Consider the following 19729-nt stretch of genomic DNA (forward strand, 5'->3'; position numbering starts at 1 on the left):
ATTTAACATAATTTCTAATATATATATTAATTCTTTATAGAAAGAATTTATAATGTTTATTACATTTTCAGTTATGTGGTTTTTAAATAAAAGAATGCACTTTTAGCAAAATGCCTCGGCTATAGTACAAAACAGGGCACAGACCTGGTCAACTAATTTATCTGACTTTAATGCCAGCTATAGAAAATCAAGAATTTATCAAGATATAAACTAGGCTGCACAAGACTCCGAAGGAGTTTGGTACGATTAAAATTCTAAAAACTTTACAGACTATCATATAGTTTGTATGTTAAGGGGGGCTCAAAAATGGCTACTTCACCAGTTATACAATTCATACTTCATGTAGGTCAACTTTCATTAATTATCCTTGTGATAGCAGGTATATTTTATGTAAGTAGACACAAAAAAGAAGTCTATAGTAGACCACGACTATATCCTAAAAATGTTGAAATATTTTTATCTTGTATTCCTTTTTTGGTTCCATGGGGCGCATTATTCATGTACTTCATATTTCCAATTAAAGCTAATATTTCAGTGTATATTCAAAGAGTAGTTGATGTGTGGCCATTAATTATAATATGCGCCGTTTGGACATTGATATTACTTATTGCAATACATTATGACTTAAAGATGCGTAAAAAATATGGTGGAGATCTATAAATTTAACAATTAAATTTTAAGTCAAAGAGATTGGTTAAAATGTTTTAGCCCCGATATTTTATTTCTAATAAAGAAAGCTCCTAACAACTTTGTTTGCTAGGAGTATTTTTATGTAGTAATTAAAGTCAGCAATATAACTAATTAAATAAATTATTTATTTAAATGTGACATTTATTTATACGAAAGAAAGATATTTAATATCTATAATAATGTTTGGATCAACTCAAAATAGTAAAGAAAAATAGATGAGTTTTAGTTCACTAAACAATAAAAATACATTTAACGCCAACTTAATTCACCAGAGCCAATTTTATCTTGCTTAGACAATTTAGACATAAAAATATGACCTGCGAAATTGTCTTAATTCGGGGGTCATATCATTTACTACGCTTAGTAGCTTTTCTGCAATTAATTTGTTTTAGCTGCTATTCGCTCATCATGCCATTCAAGAATCATCTTCACTATGGCGTTGGCGACATTCAAGTTTTTTAACAACGGTCCGTGAGAATAGGTACCAATGAAATTGCGATAACGCAGGCCTTCAACGTGGTCTTGCGGGTTGTTGCCGTAGCCTTCAATCATTTCCCCTAAGGGATGCAACTTATCATTATCGTCAAAATAAGTTTGCCCGGAATGATTTTCAAAGGCCTTGACTTCGCCCCATTCACTCATGTAGCGGGTATCGCCAATCATGCGCTTATCTGCTTTAAAAACAGTATGGAAGGGTAGGATATCTAGTCCCTTGATAGTCACACCGGCATTAGTTTTGTAATATGTACCAACGAGTTGATAGCCGCCACAAACGCCTACCATAGGTTTACCTGCATTAATGTACTTGGTTAAAGTTTCCTTATGACGCGGTAAATCTTTGGCAATAACAGTTTGTTCGAAGTCCTGCCCACCGCCAAAAAAGATGAAATCATAGTCAAAAGCATTGAACTGACTACCAAGAGAAATATTATCAACTTGCGTAGTGTAGCCTTGCTTTTTAAGTAAAAAACTGATGATTTTAACATCCCCGGAATCGCCATAGGTGTTCATCAGGTCTTCGTATAAATATGCAATCTTGATTATTTTGTTCGCCATTGTTTACCAACCCCTATTTTCTTGTTTAAAGTATATCTTAATAGTTAGAAGTGGGCAAAGAATAGTTATTTAAGATTTTGCTGCGCTGCAAAATGATTAATTGGGCCGTATTTGGAGCCAACTGCAATTGGGTGAGCAATAGCTTCATAAGTAAAATCTTTAGCAGTTTGTACACTATCAATAATTGATTGTCCTTTTGCTAATTCAGCAGCAATTACTGCTGATAAGGTGTCACCTGTACCATTAATTCTATCTGTATTGATAAACGGCTTCGTAAATTCGTGAAATTTTCCGTCTGCAGTGAGTAAAATATCTGTTACCTGCGATTGCGCAGAATCATCATGACGACCTTTCATTAAAACATTTTTGGCTCCCATATCCTGCAATTTTTTGGCTCCCTGATGAATTTCATCTTTGCTAGTTAAATTCAAACCGGTTAATTTTTTCTGTTCGTAAAAGTTAGGCGTAATAATGTCGGCTAATGGCATTAACTGCTCAAGAAAAGCCTGGTAGGCATCGTCATCAAGCAAGGTGTCACCGTGCTTGGTCATAATAACCGGATCAAGCACGACCTTACCCATATCATATTTGTGCAAATTAGCAGCAACACAGGCAATTACGTCCTTGTTAGCTAGCATACCTGTTTTAAGTGCGTCAATTTTAAAATCATCGTTTAGTACGTCAAATTGTTTCTGAATAAAAGAAATAGGCATAACTTCTTGTGCATATATACCAGTTGTATTACCAGCAACGGCAGCTGTCAAAAGCCCCATACCGTACACTTGACGGGCATAAAATGAATGTAAATCGGCAGTCATCCCTGCGCTGCCATCGCTGTCATTTCCCGCTATTGTTAAAGCAATAATTTCTTTTTTCATTTTTATGTATCCTCTTTTTAATGTAAGCTCTATGTAACCAGTATAACTTAAAATAAGGATAATGTTATAATAATTTCTTGTAAAAGCAAGGCCGGGTAGTAAAATTAGTATAAACCGCTTTCTGTCGGAGAGGATACAAGAGACAACATGCTAAAGCAATATATTATGGCGATCGATGAAGGGACTACTTCAACTAGGGCGATGATAATTGATCATCGGGGCAAAAAAATAGCTTCATCACAAAAAGAATTTCCCCAATATTTTCCTCAACCTGGTTGGGTAGAGCATAAACCTGAAGAGATTTGGCACGCAGTCCAAACAACAATTGCCAATGCCATTATTAAGTCTGGCGTGCGTCCGGAGCAGGTAGCAGCAATTGGTATTACTAACCAGCGTGAAACAACGGTAATTTGGGATAAAAAAACGGGCAAACCTATTTATAATGCAATTGTTTGGCAATCACGGCAGACAACTGACTTAGCTGAAAAGCTAAAAAAAGATGGCTATAGTGAATTGATCCATAAAAAGACGGGACTAATAATTGACCCCTACTTTAGTGCTACCAAAATTCGCTGGATTTTAGACCATGTTACTGGTGCACAAGAAAAAGCCGAAAAAGGCGACTTGCTTTTTGGTACAATTGACAGCTGGCTTTTGTGGAACTTAACTGATGGTGAAGTACATGTGACTGACTACACTAACGCTTCGAGAACGATGCTGTTTAATATTCACGACTTAAAATGGGATGACGACATCTTGAAGCTGCTCAATGTTCCCAAGGTAATGTTGCCAGAAGTTAAGTCCAATTCAGAAATCTATGGTTATACCAAGTCTTATACCTTTTTTGGTGGCAAAGTGCCAATTGCCGGTATTGCCGGAGACCAGCAGGCAGCTTTGTTTGGCCAGTTGGCTCTGAAAAAAGGAATGGTTAAAAATACTTATGGTACTGGCTCCTTTATCGTCATGAATACCGGTGACCAGCCGACAGAGTCGGACAATAATCTGTTGACGACTATTGCTTATGGTTTAAATGGCAGAATTTCCTATGCTTTAGAGGGTTCTATTTTTGTTTCCGGCAGTGCTATTCAGTGGCTGCGTGACTCGTTAAAAATGATTAAGACAGCTGCAGATTCAGAAAAGGCGGCCAGGCAGTCGAAGTCTGAAAATGAGGTTTACGTTGTTCCGGCATTCACAGGTTTAGGTGCTCCGTACTGGGATTCAGAAGCACGTGGATCCGTTTTTGGAATTACACGTGGAACAAATGATAAGGATTTTATCAAGGCGACGTTGCAATCGCTGGCTTACCAAACACGGGATGTAGTGGATACGATGCAGGTTGATTCCGGCATTAAAATTCCAACCTTGCGCGTTGATGGCGGAGCGTCCAATAATGATTATTTGCTCCAATTCCAGTCTGATATCCTAGGCATTAAAATCGAACGTGCTAAAGTATTGGAAACAACTTCAATGGGCGCAGCCTTCTTGGCTGGCCTCGCAGTCGGCTATTGGCAAAATGTGGCTGAATTAAAAGATATTTTTGTTGTAGGCAAGACCTTTGAACCTCAAATGCCTGAAAGCGAAAAAGAACATTTATATCAAGGCTGGAAGAAGGCCGTAAAAGCTACTCAGGTTTTTGCACATGGTGAATAAGTTATTTAAAAAAGGGGGACAAGAAATTGGCACATGATCGAATAGTTGCACTAGATAGTCCGATGAACTTTCGTGATGTTGGCGGTTATCAAAGTGTGACTGGTAAAACAGTTAAATGGAATAAAATTTATCGTTCAGATTCGCTTAGTTCTTTAACAGCCAGAGATCAAGTTAAGTTAGCTAAAATGCGTGTCACTGTCGATTGCGATTTACGCTCTGAATACGAGAAGTCCTCTTCACCGGATATTTCTTGGCCCGATGTGGAATATGTGGACTTGCCGGTATATTCTGATAACGTCAATGATGCCCAAAACAATCGTTCAATCTACCGTTTTTTGCACCATATTCCTGATATGCACCATAATTTTATTGGTCGCATTTACCAGCAAACTCTGCTTAGTTCGCACAGTCAGGAAATGTTTGCCCGTGTTTTTGCGGAGTTGCTGGAATTGCCCGAAGATGAAGCACTGGTTTATCACTGCAGTGCTGGTAAGGACAGAACAGGAATGGTTTCGGCTTTAATATTAATGGCACTTGGAGTAGATGATGATACCATCGCCCGCGATTATTTATTAACTAACGAGTTATATGATTTTGCTGTTTCTCGCCAATTGCCAAGTAATGATGAAATTACGCAAATGGTTTCAAAAATGAATGTAACTAAAGGTGAAGGTATAGCTATTCGCGGCATTACAGAAACAGTCCGTGGCGGCTGGGGCGATTTTCCCACCTTTTTCAAAAAAGTATTGGGCTTTAATGATGATGACTTGGCTCAACTAAAACGAATGTACTTAGATTAGGGGCGAATCGTGATGGTAACCTTGCTTGATGTTGCTAAAAAAGCAAGATGACAGGTTCATAAGTATAGTCCTCTGGTGTAGTCAGGTGATGGGTTAATAGCTCTATAAAAAATTAAGTAAAAGACTCATTTTAAATAGGGACTAATCAAGCCATTTTTAATTAAAATAAATCAATAGAAAAAAGTTAGTGAATACCACTAACTTTTTTATTTTGTTAATGTTTTTTTCTAACTTTATGATAGCTTGTTAATCCATTCAGCCCATTCTCGTTTATAAGAAGAAGCATGTTCAGGACTCATTCGTGGCACGTAAGTTTTTGCAGCTTGAATATCGCTCACTTCTCCAGCAGCATTAACGGCACTGCCAAAAGCACTAAGCTCTGAAATAGCAGAAGTTTTAACATTTCTTTGCGCAATATTACTTAAATACTGCATTAAATATTGGTTATGAATCATTCCACCATCAGTATGAATTTCATGTTTAATCTGGGGAAATAGTTTTTGAAATTCTGAAAGTATGTCTACAATTTGATAAACTAAAGAATTTAATGTGGCTCTGACAAGTTCATTCTTACCAGTTGAAGCAGTCATACCTACAAATGCTGCTTTCATATTTGGCTTCCAATATGGAGCGCCCAGTCCAGCAAATGCTGGGATGAGATAGGTATGGTCAGCAGGGTTGGCACTGAGCGCCAAATTACTTGTTTCTTCTGGAGTTTTAATTAAATGCAAATTATCCTTTAGCCATGTAATGCAGGCTCCTGCATAATTAATGTTGCCTTCAAGTACATAAGAAAGTTCGCCATTAAGCGACCATGCAATAGAGGTATTTAATTTATTATTTATGTTATCTGGTAATTCTTTTCCAATGTTTAACATTACTGATGATCCTGTACCAAATGTGACTTTGAAGTCTCCAGGATTAAAACATCCTTGAGCAAATAACGCTGCCTGTGAATCACCTAAAACACTTAATATGGGGATTGGGTGCTCTAATAAACCAAACAGATTAGTATCACCGAAATAAGCATTTGAATCTACAATTTCAGGCAAGTCATCTAGATCAATACCAAAGATTTCCCCTAAATCTTTATCCCAATTTCCCGTATTGATATTCATTAATTGAGTACGACATGCATTTGAGGGCTCAGTTTTAAAGCTCTTTCCGTTAGTCAATTGATAAATTAACCAACTGTCCATTGTTCCTAAGCATAAATCATTATTTTGGCAGGCTTGAATTACTCTAGGTTCATTTAAAAGCATCCAGCCCCATTTTGCACCTGTAAAATAAGGTGAAAGGGCTAAGCCAGTTTTTGCTTTAACCGTGTTGACTAATTCAGGATATGAAATACGGTTTATCAATTTTTCTGTTCGATTATCCTGCCACACAATTGTAGGACAAAGTGGTCTACCGGTTTTTTTTGACCAAGCGGCAGCTGATTCACGCTGATTAGTAATTGCCAGTCCTTCAAGTTGAGATGGTTCAACTTTTTTGAGCACCATCTTAAAAAGTTCTTTGAGATTGTTTTTAATTTCAGTTAAATCGTGACTGATCCAGCCTTGATCGTTAATCATTTGCTCATGGGGCAAATTTGCTTTCCAAAAAAGCTGCATGTGCTTGTTGAAAAGAATGACTTTAGTACCCTGAGTACTCTGATCAATGGCCAAAATATATTTTGTGGACATAAAATTACCAGCCTCTAGTCAGATAAAAAATCTTTGACTGATTTTTTAATACCGGTGGCATCAATACCATAGAAGTGAAAGACTTCATCTTGTGTTCCTTGAATAGCAGGTTCGTCTGGGAAACCTAAAATTTTCAGTTTAGCATGACCATATTTTGCAACTTCACATGCTACTGCTGCACCAATACCATTGATAACATCATGCTCCTCAACAGTTACCAGATGGGTAAAATCTTGTGCTAATTCAGCAAGCATTTTAGTGTCAAGTGGCTTAATAGAAGAAAGGTCAACCACTTCCGCGTCAATACCATCTTTAGCCAGTTCTTCAGCAGCCTGTAGAGTAAAGAATAAAGTTTCACCAGTAGAAATTAGGCAAACATCTTTGCCCGGACGGATTATTTTAGCTTTTCCGGGTATAAAATCAAAGTCTCGATGGTAAACATTATCTAGTTTGCGCTTGCCAATACGAACATATGCAGGTCTATCAGATTTAAGCAGGTATTTGAATAATGCCCGAATTTGGTATTTATCACATGGCTGATAGACTTCAAGGTCAGGAATTGCTCGCGTAATTGCGACATCATTCAGCGAATGGTGGGTATTACCCAGCCAAGTGTATGAATTACCACCTGAAATACCGATTAGCTTGACGTTATTGCGGTTAAAGGCGACATCGACTTTGACCTGTTCAATTGACCGCATCGCTAAAAAAGATGCTGGAGAAAATACATAGGGATGTTTGCCCTCATGAGCCATACCCGCAGCAACTGTTACCGCATTTTGTTCCGCTATTCCCATTTCGATTGTTCTGTCGGGATGAGTGTTGGTAAATGGCACTAAACCAGCCGAACCACGAGAATCACAGGTGACAACTATTAAGTCGGGATCATTAATTGTTGCCTGATCTAATGTTTGTGCAATAACTGCATTTGCAGTTAATTTTTCATCTAATTTATTCATTGTTTAAGGCCTCCATTTGTGCATCTAGTTCATTTAATCCCTGTTGATATTCAGTTGTACTAGGAATCTTATGATGCCAATCTGCTCTGTTTTCAGCCATTGAAATGCCTTTGCCTTTGACAGTATTGGCGATAATTAAACGTGGCTTATTGGTGTTGGTTGTGTTGGTTAAAATATTGACCAAGTCGTCCATGTTATTGCCATTAACTTCCGAAACGCTCCAGTTAAAAGCTGAATATTTATCGCTTAACGGATTGGAACGCATTACAGAGTCAGTTGTACCAGAAATTTGCAAGTCATTATGGTCGATAATAGCTACTAAATTGTCTAAATTGTAGTTTCCGGCTGCCATCGCTGCTTCCCAAATAGATCCTTCAGCTTGTTCCCCATCGCCCATTAAAACGTAAACGTGTTTGCGGGAGTGATTCATTTTGGCTGCAAGAGCGACCCCAACTCCTAAACCCAAACCATGACCAAGAGAACCTGTGTGAAACTCCATTCCTTTAACTTCAGTTGTAGGGTGACCAATATAAGGACTGTTAAAAGTAGAATATCTTTTTTCAAGATCACCTCGGTCAATATAACCTTTATCTGCTAATATTTCGTACCAGATTTCTACGGCATGACCTTTGCTTTGAATATAAGTATCAACGTTTTCTTCACCAATGTTTTCCACATTTTGGTTCATCACTTCATAATATAAAGCAACTAAAATATCAGTACAGGATAAATCAGAACCAGTATGGCCATTTTGGTGATTATAAATTAACTGCCATGTTCTTCTGCGAAGTTCAACAGCTTTCTTTTTTAATTCAAGTTTATCCATAAATACACCTCATTAAGAAATAAATCCTTGTAATTGCTTACAATAATAGGTTATCATGTTTATATCTAATTTAGTTATATTGATTAGTTAGTTTAGTTTAAGTTAGTAAAATGTGATGTTAAAGAGATGATTTTTTGGATCTAAAAATGAGTGATATTGCAAAAATAGCAGGAGTTTCTAAAGCTTCTGTTTCTTTTGCACTAAATGGCAAACCTGGTGTGAGTGAAGAAACCAGAAAAAAGATTTTTAAGGTTATCAAGGATCAAGGCTATGAACCTCTGCGCAAGCATAAAAGGGGTGGGGTACGCAAATTAGCCAGCATTAGTCTAATAATTATTCGTGATAGAACTGGTATGATGAATCGTAATTATGCCAGCCTACCATTTTTTGATGCTCTAGTTTCTAAATTAACTCAAAATGTGGGGGGCTTTGGTGGTCAGGTTCAGATTGTACAATTAGACATAAATCATCTGCATGATAATTTAAGTAAAAACAAGTCTTTATTACAGTCAAAGGCTTCAATAGTCTTGGCAACGGACCTAAATAAAAATCAGGTTGAATTGCTAAATAAGAATCTAAAAAACGTAATTTTTATTGATAATTATTTTGAGAATGTAAATGCTGATTTCATTTCAATTGATAATTTTCAAGGAGCCTATCAGGCAGGCAAATATATTTTAGAAAAGGGTTATCGCAAAATAGGTTATGTAGCTTCTAACCACATTATTTCTAATTTTTTACAGAGAAGGTCTGGTTTTAGAAGGGCTTTGAAAGAGGAAAAAATTGATATACCTCCTGAGTATGTTTATAGTTTAAACCCAACAGAACTAATGGGTGAGTTACCCCAGTTTCTCCAGTTAGGCAAAAATTTTCCGGAAGCATTATTTTGCGAAGATGATTATATGGCTTTGCGATTATTAAAAGAGCTGACACAAAGAGGAATAAAAATTCCTAAAGATATCGCAATCATGGGTTTCGATGACATTTTTGAAGATACTATGGTTACACCGGAATTAACAACTATACATGTTCCAATTACCCAGATTGTCAGCCAAGCAATTAATCAGCTGCAGAGTAAAGTGGCAGATCGAAATTGGTTACCCCAGAAGTGTTTTATTTCAACCAGGTTAATTAAGAGGAAATCTCTTTAAAAAAATAGTTTAGTTTAATTAAGTAAATACAGTATTGAATAGTCTACTAGTTTAGTTTATATTTTGTTTTGTAAGCGAATACAGAGTATGAATGAATTAGGAGGCTATTTTTGATGGTAAGTAAACAAGGCTTGCAAAAAATAAAAATTGGTTTTGTTCCAACGCGAAGAAACATTTTTTCAGCAACTGCCGCCATTGAGTTTGCTGATAAAACTCGTAAAAAGTTAGATGAGTTAGGGGTGAATTATGTTGATATCAAAGAAGTGAATGCTGATGGACTTCTTTATGACGATGATGGCTTAGAAAAAATTACGCAAAAATTTAAAAAAGCTAATATTGACGGTCTGTTTATAGCGAATGAAAATTTTGGCACTGAGTATGAAGTTGCACGCTTGGCCGCAAAATTTGATGTTCCTGTTCTTCTCTGGGGACCTAAAGATGAGGCTCCCGCAACAGATGGTTCACGGCGAAGAGATACGCAATGCGGCTTGTTTGCGATTGGCAAAGTGTTGCGTCATTTTAACGTTCCGTTTACTTATATTAGAAATAGTGATATTTCTGACCCGACTTTTAGTAAAGGGATAATTGACTTTATCAAAGTTTGCAACGTAGTAAAAACATTTAAAAATACCAGAATTTTACAAATTGGTCCTCGTCCATTTGACTTTTGGTCAGTAATTGTAAATGAGGGCGAACTTCTAGAAAAATTTGGCATTCAGCTTTCACCGATTCCTTTGGGCGAACTAACTTCCTATATGGCTGATTTGATTAAAAATAATGATTCACGTATTGCTAAAACAAAGGATACTTTTAAAGAATGGGCTGATATTGAAATTAAGGAAGAAGACTTTACCAAAGTTGCAGCTCTGAAGCTGGCCATGCAAGATAAAATGAAGGAATATGGTTGCAATTGCGGAACTATTCAATGCTGGACTGAGCTGCAGCGTGAGATTGGCATTTTGCCATATGCTTCTGAGGCTTTGTTACAAACAGAAGGAATGCCGGTAACTTGTGAAACGGATATTAACGGTGCTATTTCTGAAGTTTTAGTAGAGTCAGCAACTCTGGGAGACGAAAAAGCATTGTTTGCAGATGTTAATTGTCGCCATCCTGAAAACCCAAACGGTGAATTACTACAACACTTAGGTACTTTTGCTTTTCAAACGGCAAAGAACCGTCCGGTTCTGCCACCGTCACACTTTGTCTTTGATTACCCTGGTTCTGCCGCTTTTGAAGTTAAAGATGGCACATATACTCTGGTAAGATTTGATGGTGACCATGGCAAATATTCAATGCTTTTAGGTAATGCTAAAACATGCTCTGGACCTTACGAGCAGGGCACATATGCCTGGTTTGAGTTTAAAGACCTTAACAGATTTGAAGCCAAATATGTTTATGGTCCATATATTCATCACATGGCCGGTGTTCGAGCTGATGTTGTGCCGATACTTGCTGAAGCATGTAAATATATCAATGTTAAACCGGATTATTTTGATCCTATACAAGATAAAGTTGCAGCATATTGGTATGGTGACTGCGACACGATTTTAGATAATTAATAATTATTGGAGGAAATCATGTTAAAGGCAAAAGGTAAATATTTATTTAATGATGATAAACGATTTTTTTACTTGGCAGACACTTGCTGGGGTGCATTTAGCAGCATTAAAATGCCTGATTGGCGTTATTATCTTGATACTCGCAAATCTGAGGGCTTTAATGTCATTCAGATTAATATATTGCGGCAGTGGGATTCAAGTGCACCATTACCAAATAGAGAACCCTTCGCAGTTACTGAGTATGATAATGGTAATTATGAATATAATTTTGCAGAAATAAATAAACAGTATTTTAATAACGCTAAAAACATGCTCCAAGAAATGAAAAAAAGGAAAATGACCCCAGCATTAGTTCTATTGTGGGGGAATTATGTTCCAGGTACATGGATGAGTAAATTTGTTAAAAATAATACGATGCCTTTTGACCAAATTGAGCCCTATGTGACCTATGTAGTTAAGGAGTTTAAACAATTCAACCCAATTTGGTTTGTCAGTGGAGATGTTGGGTTTACAGATAATGGTAAGCAAGATCCGTCAGTTGCAACTAAATATTATAGGGAAGTGCTAAAAGCAGCAAAAGCAGCAGATCCTGATGGCCTGTTTACATTTCATATTAATGGTGAAAGTCATGACTTACCGCAGGAATTTGTTAAACAAATTGATTTTTACAGTTATCAATCGGGTCATGGTTATACTGGTCAGAATACCGCTTTTACAATTCCGCTTTCTTTACGTGGCTCTCAAGATTTTCAGGGTCCTATTATAGACACTGAACTTTGTTATGAAGGGTTAACTAAAATGAATGCACCTACACCTGAAAGATATAGTGCTTTTGAGGTGCGAAAAGCAGCGTGGAGAGCTGTATTATCGGGTGCAGATGCAGGATTGGGCTATGGTACATTTGGTATTTGGCCTTGGAATGATACAGTTAGACCGGAACAGAAACTTGAGCCTAACTTTAATGTTCAGTTAGTACCATACGATTGGCGCGATTGTTTGAAGTTTCGCGGGGCAAATGATATGGGCTTTCTGAAAAACTTCATTTTAAAGTATGCTCCAGAGGGATTGGAGCCTCTTGAACACGTCATTAAGGATAATTCTTCAGTTAGGGCAGCGGAATCAAGTCATTATATTTTTATTTATCTGCCGATAGCAGGTATTGTTAATTTTTCTCAGTTAGGATTAAAAGTGGACCACTGTAAATTAATTGATTTGAAAGAACATACTGTAATGGATGGTAAAATCCAGAATAATACGTTAAAGTTGTTACCAATTACGGAAGATGGACTAGTTGTGATTAATAAAGACTAACTTAATTAGACTAAAATAAGAATCATATTTAAGTTATCTACTGAAATCGATTTCAAATATGCTATACTAAAATTGAAATAAATCATCGGATTGTTACATTAAGTTGGCAAGACCATATTGAACTATATTTTGGCTCTTTTGGTCTTGCTCTTTTTTTGAAAGGCGTGAATATCTTGATCGTAATTAAAAGAGTACTAAACAATAATGCTGTAGTTGCACAAGATAATCATGGTCAAACGATAGTAGTGTTAGGCGCAGGTATTGCGTTTCAACGTAGGGCAGGACAGACTATACCTCCAGAAAAAATTGAGAAATGTTTTTATCCTAAAAATAAAGAAGTCACAAATTCAATTAGTGAAACCTTAGCTCAAATCGAACCGCAATATATTGAATTATCTGATCATATTATTTCTGAAACTGCTGCCAGTTCTGGAAAACAAATGAGTGATGATATCTATATTTCATTGCCTGACCATTTGCAATTTGCTGTAGAACGAGTAAAAAGGGGAATCCCAATCCAAAACAAGCTGACTATTGAAACTATGCAAACGTATCCAGATGAATTTCAGATAGGAAAAAGCGTTTTAAATTATTTGACGGAAAAAACTAAATTAATTTTTCCTGATGATGAAGCAACTAATATTGCTATGCATTTGATTACGGCAGAAGAAGGTGATTCTCTAGAAAATACGGAAGGTACAATCGAGTTAATCAACAGGTTCATAAAAATTATTGAACAAATGCTTAATAAAAGTATCAACCCTCAATCTGTATCTTACTATCGCTTGGTAACTCACTTAAAATTTTTTATTCAGAGAATAAGAAAAAATGAAGTACAAGAGTTACCCCTTGATAAAGATTTATATAACATGATTGTGCATAGTTACCATAAAGAATATATCATTGCACAGCGAATTGCGGGCATTATTTTATCAGACTATGATTATAAAACTTCGGAGGATGAAATAATGTTTTTGACAATACACATTCATAGAGTAAATTTCACAGAAAGTGATGTTAATGAACAGATATGAAGAAGTAGCTCAAGCTATTTTGAAAGCGGTTGGTGGCAAAAACAACATTGCAGAAGCTTTTCATTGTGTAGCTAGAATCAGACTTTTTTTAAAGGACCCAAGAAAAGTTGCTGATTCTAAGCTACAACAAATTCCAGAAATATATGAGTTTAATTTTACTGAACAGCAACTGCAAATCTTAATAGGAAATGATGTTAACCAATACTATGAGGCATTAATGAAATACATTAATAGCAATAAAGATTATTCCAATGTAAAGAAAGGAAAAATAAAAATGTCGCGTTCAATCGAAAGGGATAAAAAACTAGCTGACCAAATAGTTGAACTAGTTGGCGGTAAAAGTAACATCAGTAGTTTAATCCACTGCGTTACTCGTTTGCGTTTTAAATTAAAGGATGAAAATAAAGCAAATGATGAGGCCATTAAAGAATTAAATGGTGTAATGGGAGTAGCACATGCAGGTGGTCAATATCAAGTTATCATTGGTAATAATGTTGCAGATATTTATGATCAAATCATACCTTTATTAGATACAAATATTAAAGACAAAACTTCTGATAATGAAGAAGGTAATACTAATATTTTTAACCGGTTTATTAAGCTACTAACCAGAATATTTACACCTTTTTTGGGAACTTTAGCTGCCGCAGGTGTATTAAAAGGCTTTTTGGTTTTACTAACTGTACTACATGTTCTCAGTACAAAAAGTGGTACATATCTGATTCTAAATGCTGCAGGAGATGCTCTATTTTACTTTTTACCAATAATGGTTGGCTTTTCTACAGCAAGGGCGTTTAAGATAAATGAATTTGTTGGAGCTGTGATTGGTGGGGCCCTATGTTATCCGGCTTTAGTGGCAGCTTATCAGGCAAAGCAAAGTATTGATTTCTTAGGTATACCCATAGTTTTAATGAGTTATCCGCAGACATTAATACCGGCAATTGTAGCGGTCTGGCTTGCTTCTATTTTATATAAGTTTTTGAATAAATACTTGCCAGCTTCTCTTAGACTGATTTTTACACCTTTGATAACAATAGCTGTTTCCGTACCGCTTACTTACTTAGTAGTTGGACCGATTACGTCCTGGCTTAGTCAAGGCTTGGCAAGTATTGTTCTTTGGGTCTATGCTCGTGCAAGTGTACTTGCTGGATTTGTTTTAGCAGGAATTTGGCAAGCAGTGGTATTATTAGGATTACATTGGGCATTTATTCCGATCTTTTTAAATAATATCGCTACTAAGGGTTTTGATCCAATTAATGCCATGCTTTATTGTACAGTTTTTGGCCAAACAGGAGCAGCACTTGCCATGGTTATTAAAGCTAAAGATGTTAAATTTAAAGAAGTGGGTTGGCCAGCTATTATTTCTGGTTTCTTAGGTATTACAGAACCAATTATTTACGGGGTTACTTTACCACATAAAAAATCATTTATTTTTGGTTCTATTGGTTCGGCCTTTGGCGGAGCAATAGCAGCCATTGCAAAAGCAAAAATGTTTGGTGGTTTTGCTTCAGGTGGTATCTTTGGTATTCCGATGTTCATTGATCAAAAATCTGGAATTAATTTTAGCTTTATAGGCTTTTGCCTATCACTTGTTGCAGCATTTGTCATTTCATTTATTATTACTTTTATTTGGGGCGATAGGGTAGCTTCAAAAGATAATAATAAAAAACAAGTTCAATCGACGGAAGTGAGAGACGAAAGTATTAATGCACCTGTTTCTGGTACTGTCGTTGAACTAAATCAAGTCAAAGATGATGTCTTTTCCGCTGGAACAATTGGTAAAGGCATAGCGATTAAACCAGATAATGATGAAGTGCGTGCTCCATTTGATGGCAAAATTGTTTCAGTTTTCCCAACTAAACATGCCATCGGTTTGAAATCAGAAAATGGTGTAGAGTTACTTATTCATTTGGGCATAGATACTGTTAATCTTTCTGGAAAGTATTTTTCTTCAAAAGTTGTAGACGGGCAAAAAGTGAAAAAAGGTGATTTACTGGAAACTTTTGACAGGTCTAAAATACAAAAAACGGGATACGATACAGTAGTTCCTGTTATTGTTACAAATAGCGTGGATTTTGATGAGATAATAGTTGAAAAGAAAGCTGGAACTCACGTTGGGTTCACAGATCAATTGTTGATGGCCGCAGTTGACCAAGAAAAGCAAGTAGTTAGAGGTACTTTTGCTTAGTATTTAATAAAACTGGACTATAAAATTTTAAAAAGATAATGGAAATAAACTAGATTGGCAAAAATATCAATTTACAAGATATTCTTAGTAGGTATTAGAAAAATGCGGCTCTTGTAAGTCGCATTTTTTGTTTGGGCAAAAAATAATTTGGGTTTAAAATGAAATAAAAGAGAGGCTTTGTTTATGAAAAATATCAAAATTGTTCAGGGGGACATAACCAAATTAATGGTAGATGCAATTGTTAATGCTGCCAATAAGACATTGCTAGGTGGCTTGGGAGTTGATGGGGCAATTCATCAAGCAGCTGGACCGGAATTATTGGCAGAGTGTCGCCAGCTTCATGGCTGTGAAACGGGGCAGGCTAAAATTACCAAGGGGTACAAGCTGCCTGCTAAGTTTGTAATTCATACTGTGGGACCAATTTATTCGGGGTCTGCAGAAGATAATAAGTTATTGACAAGTTGCTATATCAACTCCCTAAATTTAGCCAAAAGCCATGGCTTACATAGTATCGCGTTCCCGGCAATTTCTACAGGAGCCTACGGCTTTCCGGCTGCAGCTGCTGCACATATTGCTTTTACTGCCGTGCAAAATTGGCTTATTCAACATTCTGATTATCAAATGGAAGTTATTATGTGTGCCTTTGATTCCAAAACAATCCAGTTATACCAAGCAGAAGAAAAAAATTTTGAGTAAAAGTTAAAAACCATCCAGTCGTTAACTAGGATGGTTTTTAATTGCCAATAAACATTTTCAAATTATGCTGCCTCAATTGCTGGCTTTTTGTTAATTGAGCAAGCAACTTTGACCGTTATTACGAGTACTATTAAACTTGTGATTCCCAGTAGTATTAATGCAGTAGTAACATTAAACGAAGCAGTAATTGTAGTAAAAATGGTAGTCATAACAGGACTGGTTATTATTAAAATTGTGTTCAACAATCCAATCGTTGAAGATAGAATATCTTGGTCAACGGCACCAACCAGCCATTGCGTTAATTTAGGACTGGCAGTACCAATAAATGCTGCAAGACTTGCCATAACAGGTAAGCAAATAAAAATATTTTTAATAAGCATGCTGCCTACAACTGCTGTGCTTAACGCGGTGGCAATTATTGCTACAGTAAATAATGACATGTTTTTAAATAATTTAGTGCCTACGATACTGCCAAGAGCCATGCCGGCAGTCATTACACCGCCAATTAGAGCAATGGTAAAACTATATGTGCCGATAATCATAGAGGATTTATTGCCTGCAACTACGATTGAAATTAAAGGTTCAATAGTGCCTAAAATACCATTTAGCAAGGCAATTACTAAAACAACAGTTAATAGTCCATTAGCTTTTCTAACTTCTTTGAATGACAAAGCAATCGTCTTAAAAAAGCCATGCTCGTTAACCTGAACAGTTTCTTTTTGAGAATGATTTTTGTGATAATTGAAACCAACATTGGCAAAAAGGACGCCTGCTGCTAAAAATGTTAACGCGTTAAAGATTGCCAAGCTAGAGTAGGACATAAATAGTAATAAACCTGATCCAATAAATTGGGCAATCATATTTATAATACTGTTAATGCCGCTGGCAAAGCCTTCAGCTTCAGCGAGATCATCGTTTCCAACAATAGCAACAATTAGTGGAGTTTGCAAACCACCAGAATATGAACCGGCAATATCTGACACAAGGTTGATGCCAATAACAGTTAAAACTAGATTCCAACCAGCAAAGCCACTAGCGAAAAGTATACCAACGATTAAGTAAAGTCCAAAACGGATAACGGCTAGCCAAACCATCAATTTAAATTTATTTTTAGTGCGGTCAGCTAAATAACCACTAAAAACTTGCAGTATTTCAGGTATTGATTCAGAAATTGAAATCAATGAAATTGCTAAAGCATAATTTCTTAATTTACTAGCGTAAGTAATAAGTGCCAGGTAAAATAAAATGTTGCCTGCACCAGATAAAAAGCTGGCGATTGTAAATTTGCGATAATTTTTATTTTTTGCGAAAACGTCCATGATTTTGTAGCTCCTAACTTAAAACTTTTATACTTAAGTTATAACTTGGGTATAATAAGAATTAGCAAAAATGTCGTATTCGAACATTTAAGGATAAATATGAATTAATCAAGGGCATATGCTGATGAAAATAGTGATATCAGTGCAACAATTAATGAAGCATATTATAACAGGTGAAAAGAATCAACTTGAGCAAATTAAAAAGCCGTATTTGAGCTTAAACTTAAATACGGCTTTTACTATTTATTTTACGATTACAGCAAAGGCTTCATATGGCTTTAAATTAATTTTATTAAGTGATCGCGATGCATTATAATTACTAATTAAAACTTGGTCAATTTTATCAGGTGCAGAAAATCGTTCTTCATTGTCTGTCAAATTAGCAACGACTAACCAGCGCTCGCCAGCAAGTTCACGGTAATATGCCAAGACGTTAGGACTGGTAGAAACAGGAGTGAAGCAGCCATTAACGATAATTTCGTTTTCATGACGCAATTTAATGAGTTTTTGATAGGTATAAAAAATTGATTCTGGGTCAGCCAAAGCCGTTTGAACGTTAATATCTTGATAGTTGGGATTAAGCGCCAGCCAAGGAGTTCCAGTAGTAAAGCCAGCAGCAAAAGACGCTGACCATTGCATGGGTCTGCGGGCATTGTCGCGCCCTTTAGCATTGATTGACCTGATAAGTTCGTCTTTGGTATAACCTTGCTTGATTCGCTCATTATACATATTGACACTTTCAAGGTCTTCAACTTCAGAGATATCCTTGACCGGACAGTTTGTCATGCCAATTTCTTCACCATTATAAATATAAGGAGTACCTCGCATTAAATGTAAGGCAATGGCAAACATTTTGGCAGATTGTACCCTGTATTTATTATCATTGCCCCAACGAGAAATGACACGGGGAAGATCATGATTTTCCCAAAACAAACTATTCCAGCCATGATTATAATCAATTTGTGTTTGCCATTTAATCAAGACCTCTTTAAGATCGCTGGCCTTAAAAGGTTTAAGATCCCATTTTGTCTTTCCCGGCTGTTTATCAATGTTTTGATCTTCAAACTGAAAAATCATAGAGAGCTCATGCCGGTCAGGATCAGAATATTTACGGGCACTATCGAGATCAGCACTCCAGGTCTCACCAACAGTTACTACATCGCGGTTAGCTAAAACAGCTTGGTTCATTTCCTGAATATAATGATGAAGCTGGGGACCATTTTCGCGAATTTTTCGATCCGGATCTTTACCAATTAGTTCGATCACATCCATGCGAAAGCCACCAATACCTTTATCAAGCCAGAAGTTCATCATGTCATATATTTTGTGTCGTAATTGTGGATTTTGCCAGTTCAAATCTGGTTGTTGCGGAGCAAAAAAGTGTAAGTAATACTGGCTCGTTTTATCATCAAATTGCCAGGCAGAACCTGAAAAATCAGATTTTAGATCATTAGGTTCATGACCGGCAACAGGATCACGCCAGATGTAATAGTCTCGGTAAGGATTATCTTTACTTTTACGTGCTTCAATAAACCACTCATGTTGATCAGAAGTATGATTAACGACTAAATCCATGATGATTCGAATACCGCGTTTTTTAGCTTCACTAATCAGCCTGTCCATATCTTGCATGGTGCCATATTGCGGATCAATAGCTTCATAATCGGCAATATCATACCCATTATCGATGCCAGGAGATTTATAAATTGGTGAAAGCCAAATTGCATCTATTCCCAATTTTTGCAAATAGTCTAAGCGACTTATAATGCCGGGCAGGTCACCAATACCGTCACCGTTGCTATCTTGGAAAGACTTGGGATAGATCTGATAAATTACTGCATTTTTCCACCATGGTGTCATATTAATTCTCCTTTGCAATCGCTCACATTTTCAGTTAATTATAACACTGCAAGATAGGAAAAATTAT

16 protein-coding genes are annotated in these 19729 nt (G+C 36.4%); 9 read left to right on the plus strand and 7 right to left on the minus strand.

All coding sequences use genetic code 11. The annotated features are described in order from the left end of the window. Positions 1-306 precede the first annotated feature (306 nt). Entirely contained in the window at positions 307-660 is a 354-nt protein-coding gene (locus tag LACWKB10_RS08160; RefSeq protein ID WP_034981037.1) for a hypothetical protein, read from the plus strand. Between the two features lie 408 nt (positions 661-1068). Here the strand turns inward: LACWKB10_RS08160 and LACWKB10_RS08165 are convergent, their stop codons facing one another. Further along, complete coding sequence (locus LACWKB10_RS08165; protein WP_034981039.1) at positions 1069-1746, minus strand: type 1 glutamine amidotransferase; 678 nt, start codon at positions 1744-1746, stop codon at positions 1069-1071. 65 nt (positions 1747-1811) lie between these two features. Next, a complete protein-coding gene (gene thiD, locus LACWKB10_RS08170; RefSeq protein ID WP_034981043.1) occupies positions 1812-2624 on the minus strand; it encodes a bifunctional hydroxymethylpyrimidine kinase/phosphomethylpyrimidine kinase in 813 nt (270 codons plus the stop codon). A gap of 147 nt (positions 2625-2771) precedes the next feature. On the opposite strand from thiD, the gene glpK reads away from it, so the two are divergent. Next, complete coding sequence (gene glpK, locus LACWKB10_RS08175; RefSeq protein WP_034981045.1) at positions 2772-4274, plus strand: glycerol kinase GlpK; 1503 nt, start codon at positions 2772-2774, stop codon at positions 4272-4274. Between the two features lie 26 nt (positions 4275-4300). Then, positions 4301-5074, plus strand: coding sequence for a tyrosine-protein phosphatase (locus LACWKB10_RS08180; protein WP_034981048.1), 774 nt, complete (start codon positions 4301-4303; stop codon positions 5072-5074). A gap of 233 nt (positions 5075-5307) precedes the next feature. Here the strand turns inward: LACWKB10_RS08180 and LACWKB10_RS08185 are convergent, their stop codons facing one another. The 3 genes from LACWKB10_RS08185 to LACWKB10_RS08195 are packed head-to-tail and all read right to left on the minus strand — an operon-like array spanning position 5308 to position 8544. Beyond that, positions 5308-6759, minus strand: a complete 1452-nt coding sequence (locus LACWKB10_RS08185; protein WP_034981050.1) for a glycerol kinase — start codon at positions 6757-6759, stop codon at positions 5308-5310. Positions 6760-6773: 14 nt separating this feature from the next. After that, a complete protein-coding gene (locus LACWKB10_RS08190; protein WP_034981053.1) occupies positions 6774-7718 on the minus strand; it encodes a transketolase family protein in 945 nt (314 codons plus the stop codon). Beyond that, positions 7711-8544 (minus strand): transketolase, encoded by an 834-nt coding sequence (locus LACWKB10_RS08195; RefSeq protein ID WP_034981055.1) that lies wholly within the window; start codon positions 8542-8544, stop codon positions 7711-7713. The genes LACWKB10_RS08190 and LACWKB10_RS08195 overlap by 8 nt, the downstream gene beginning before the upstream one ends. 134 nt (positions 8545-8678) lie before the next feature. Here LACWKB10_RS08195 and LACWKB10_RS08200 point away from each other — a divergent pair, with 134 nt between their 5' ends. The 6 genes from LACWKB10_RS08200 to LACWKB10_RS08225 all read left to right on the plus strand — a co-directional run bounded on the left by LACWKB10_RS08200 (position 8679) and on the right by LACWKB10_RS08225 (position 16483). Then, positions 8679-9695, plus strand: coding sequence for a LacI family DNA-binding transcriptional regulator (locus LACWKB10_RS08200; RefSeq protein WP_034981057.1), 1017 nt, complete (start codon positions 8679-8681; stop codon positions 9693-9695). 113 nt (positions 9696-9808) lie between these two features. Then, the gene (locus tag LACWKB10_RS08205) at positions 9809-11254 is read left to right on the plus strand and encodes an L-fucose/L-arabinose isomerase family protein (protein ID WP_034981060.1); all 1446 of its coding nucleotides are present in this window, start codon (positions 9809-9811) and stop codon (positions 11252-11254) included. 18 nt (positions 11255-11272) lie between these two features. Then, positions 11273-12565: a DUF4038 domain-containing protein gene (locus LACWKB10_RS08210; RefSeq protein WP_034981062.1), complete on the plus strand. Its 1293-nt coding sequence runs from the start codon at positions 11273-11275 to the stop codon at positions 12563-12565. 164 nt (positions 12566-12729) lie between these two features. Continuing rightward, positions 12730-13599, plus strand: a complete 870-nt coding sequence (locus LACWKB10_RS08215; protein WP_235191509.1) for a PRD domain-containing protein — start codon at positions 12730-12732, stop codon at positions 13597-13599. Continuing rightward, on the plus strand, positions 13586-15787 hold the full coding sequence (locus LACWKB10_RS08220) for a beta-glucoside-specific PTS transporter subunit IIABC (protein WP_034981068.1): 2202 nt from the start codon (positions 13586-13588) through the stop codon (positions 15785-15787). Before LACWKB10_RS08215 ends, LACWKB10_RS08220 begins: the two co-directional genes overlap by 14 nt. A 183-nt stretch (positions 15788-15970) precedes the next feature. After that, positions 15971-16483 carry an O-acetyl-ADP-ribose deacetylase gene (locus LACWKB10_RS08225; RefSeq protein ID WP_034981070.1) on the plus strand — a complete coding sequence of 171 codons (513 nt, stop codon included), beginning with the start codon at positions 15971-15973 and terminating at the stop codon, positions 16481-16483. 62 nt (positions 16484-16545) lie between these two features. Here the strand turns inward: LACWKB10_RS08225 and LACWKB10_RS08230 are convergent, their stop codons facing one another. Next, positions 16546-17802, minus strand: coding sequence for an MFS transporter (locus LACWKB10_RS08230; protein ID WP_034981072.1), 1257 nt, complete (start codon positions 17800-17802; stop codon positions 16546-16548). A gap of 243 nt (positions 17803-18045) precedes the next feature. Continuing rightward, the gene (locus LACWKB10_RS08235; protein WP_034981074.1) at positions 18046-19662 is read right to left on the minus strand and encodes an alpha-glucosidase; all 1617 of its coding nucleotides are present in this window, start codon (positions 19660-19662) and stop codon (positions 18046-18048) included. Between the last annotated feature and the right edge of the window lie 67 nt (positions 19663-19729).

Origin of the sequence: Lactobacillus sp. wkB10, from assembly GCF_000760615.1 — a bacterium.
In the GTDB taxonomy this organism is placed as follows: Bacteria; Bacillota; Bacilli; order Lactobacillales; family Lactobacillaceae; genus Lactobacillus; species Lactobacillus huangpiensis.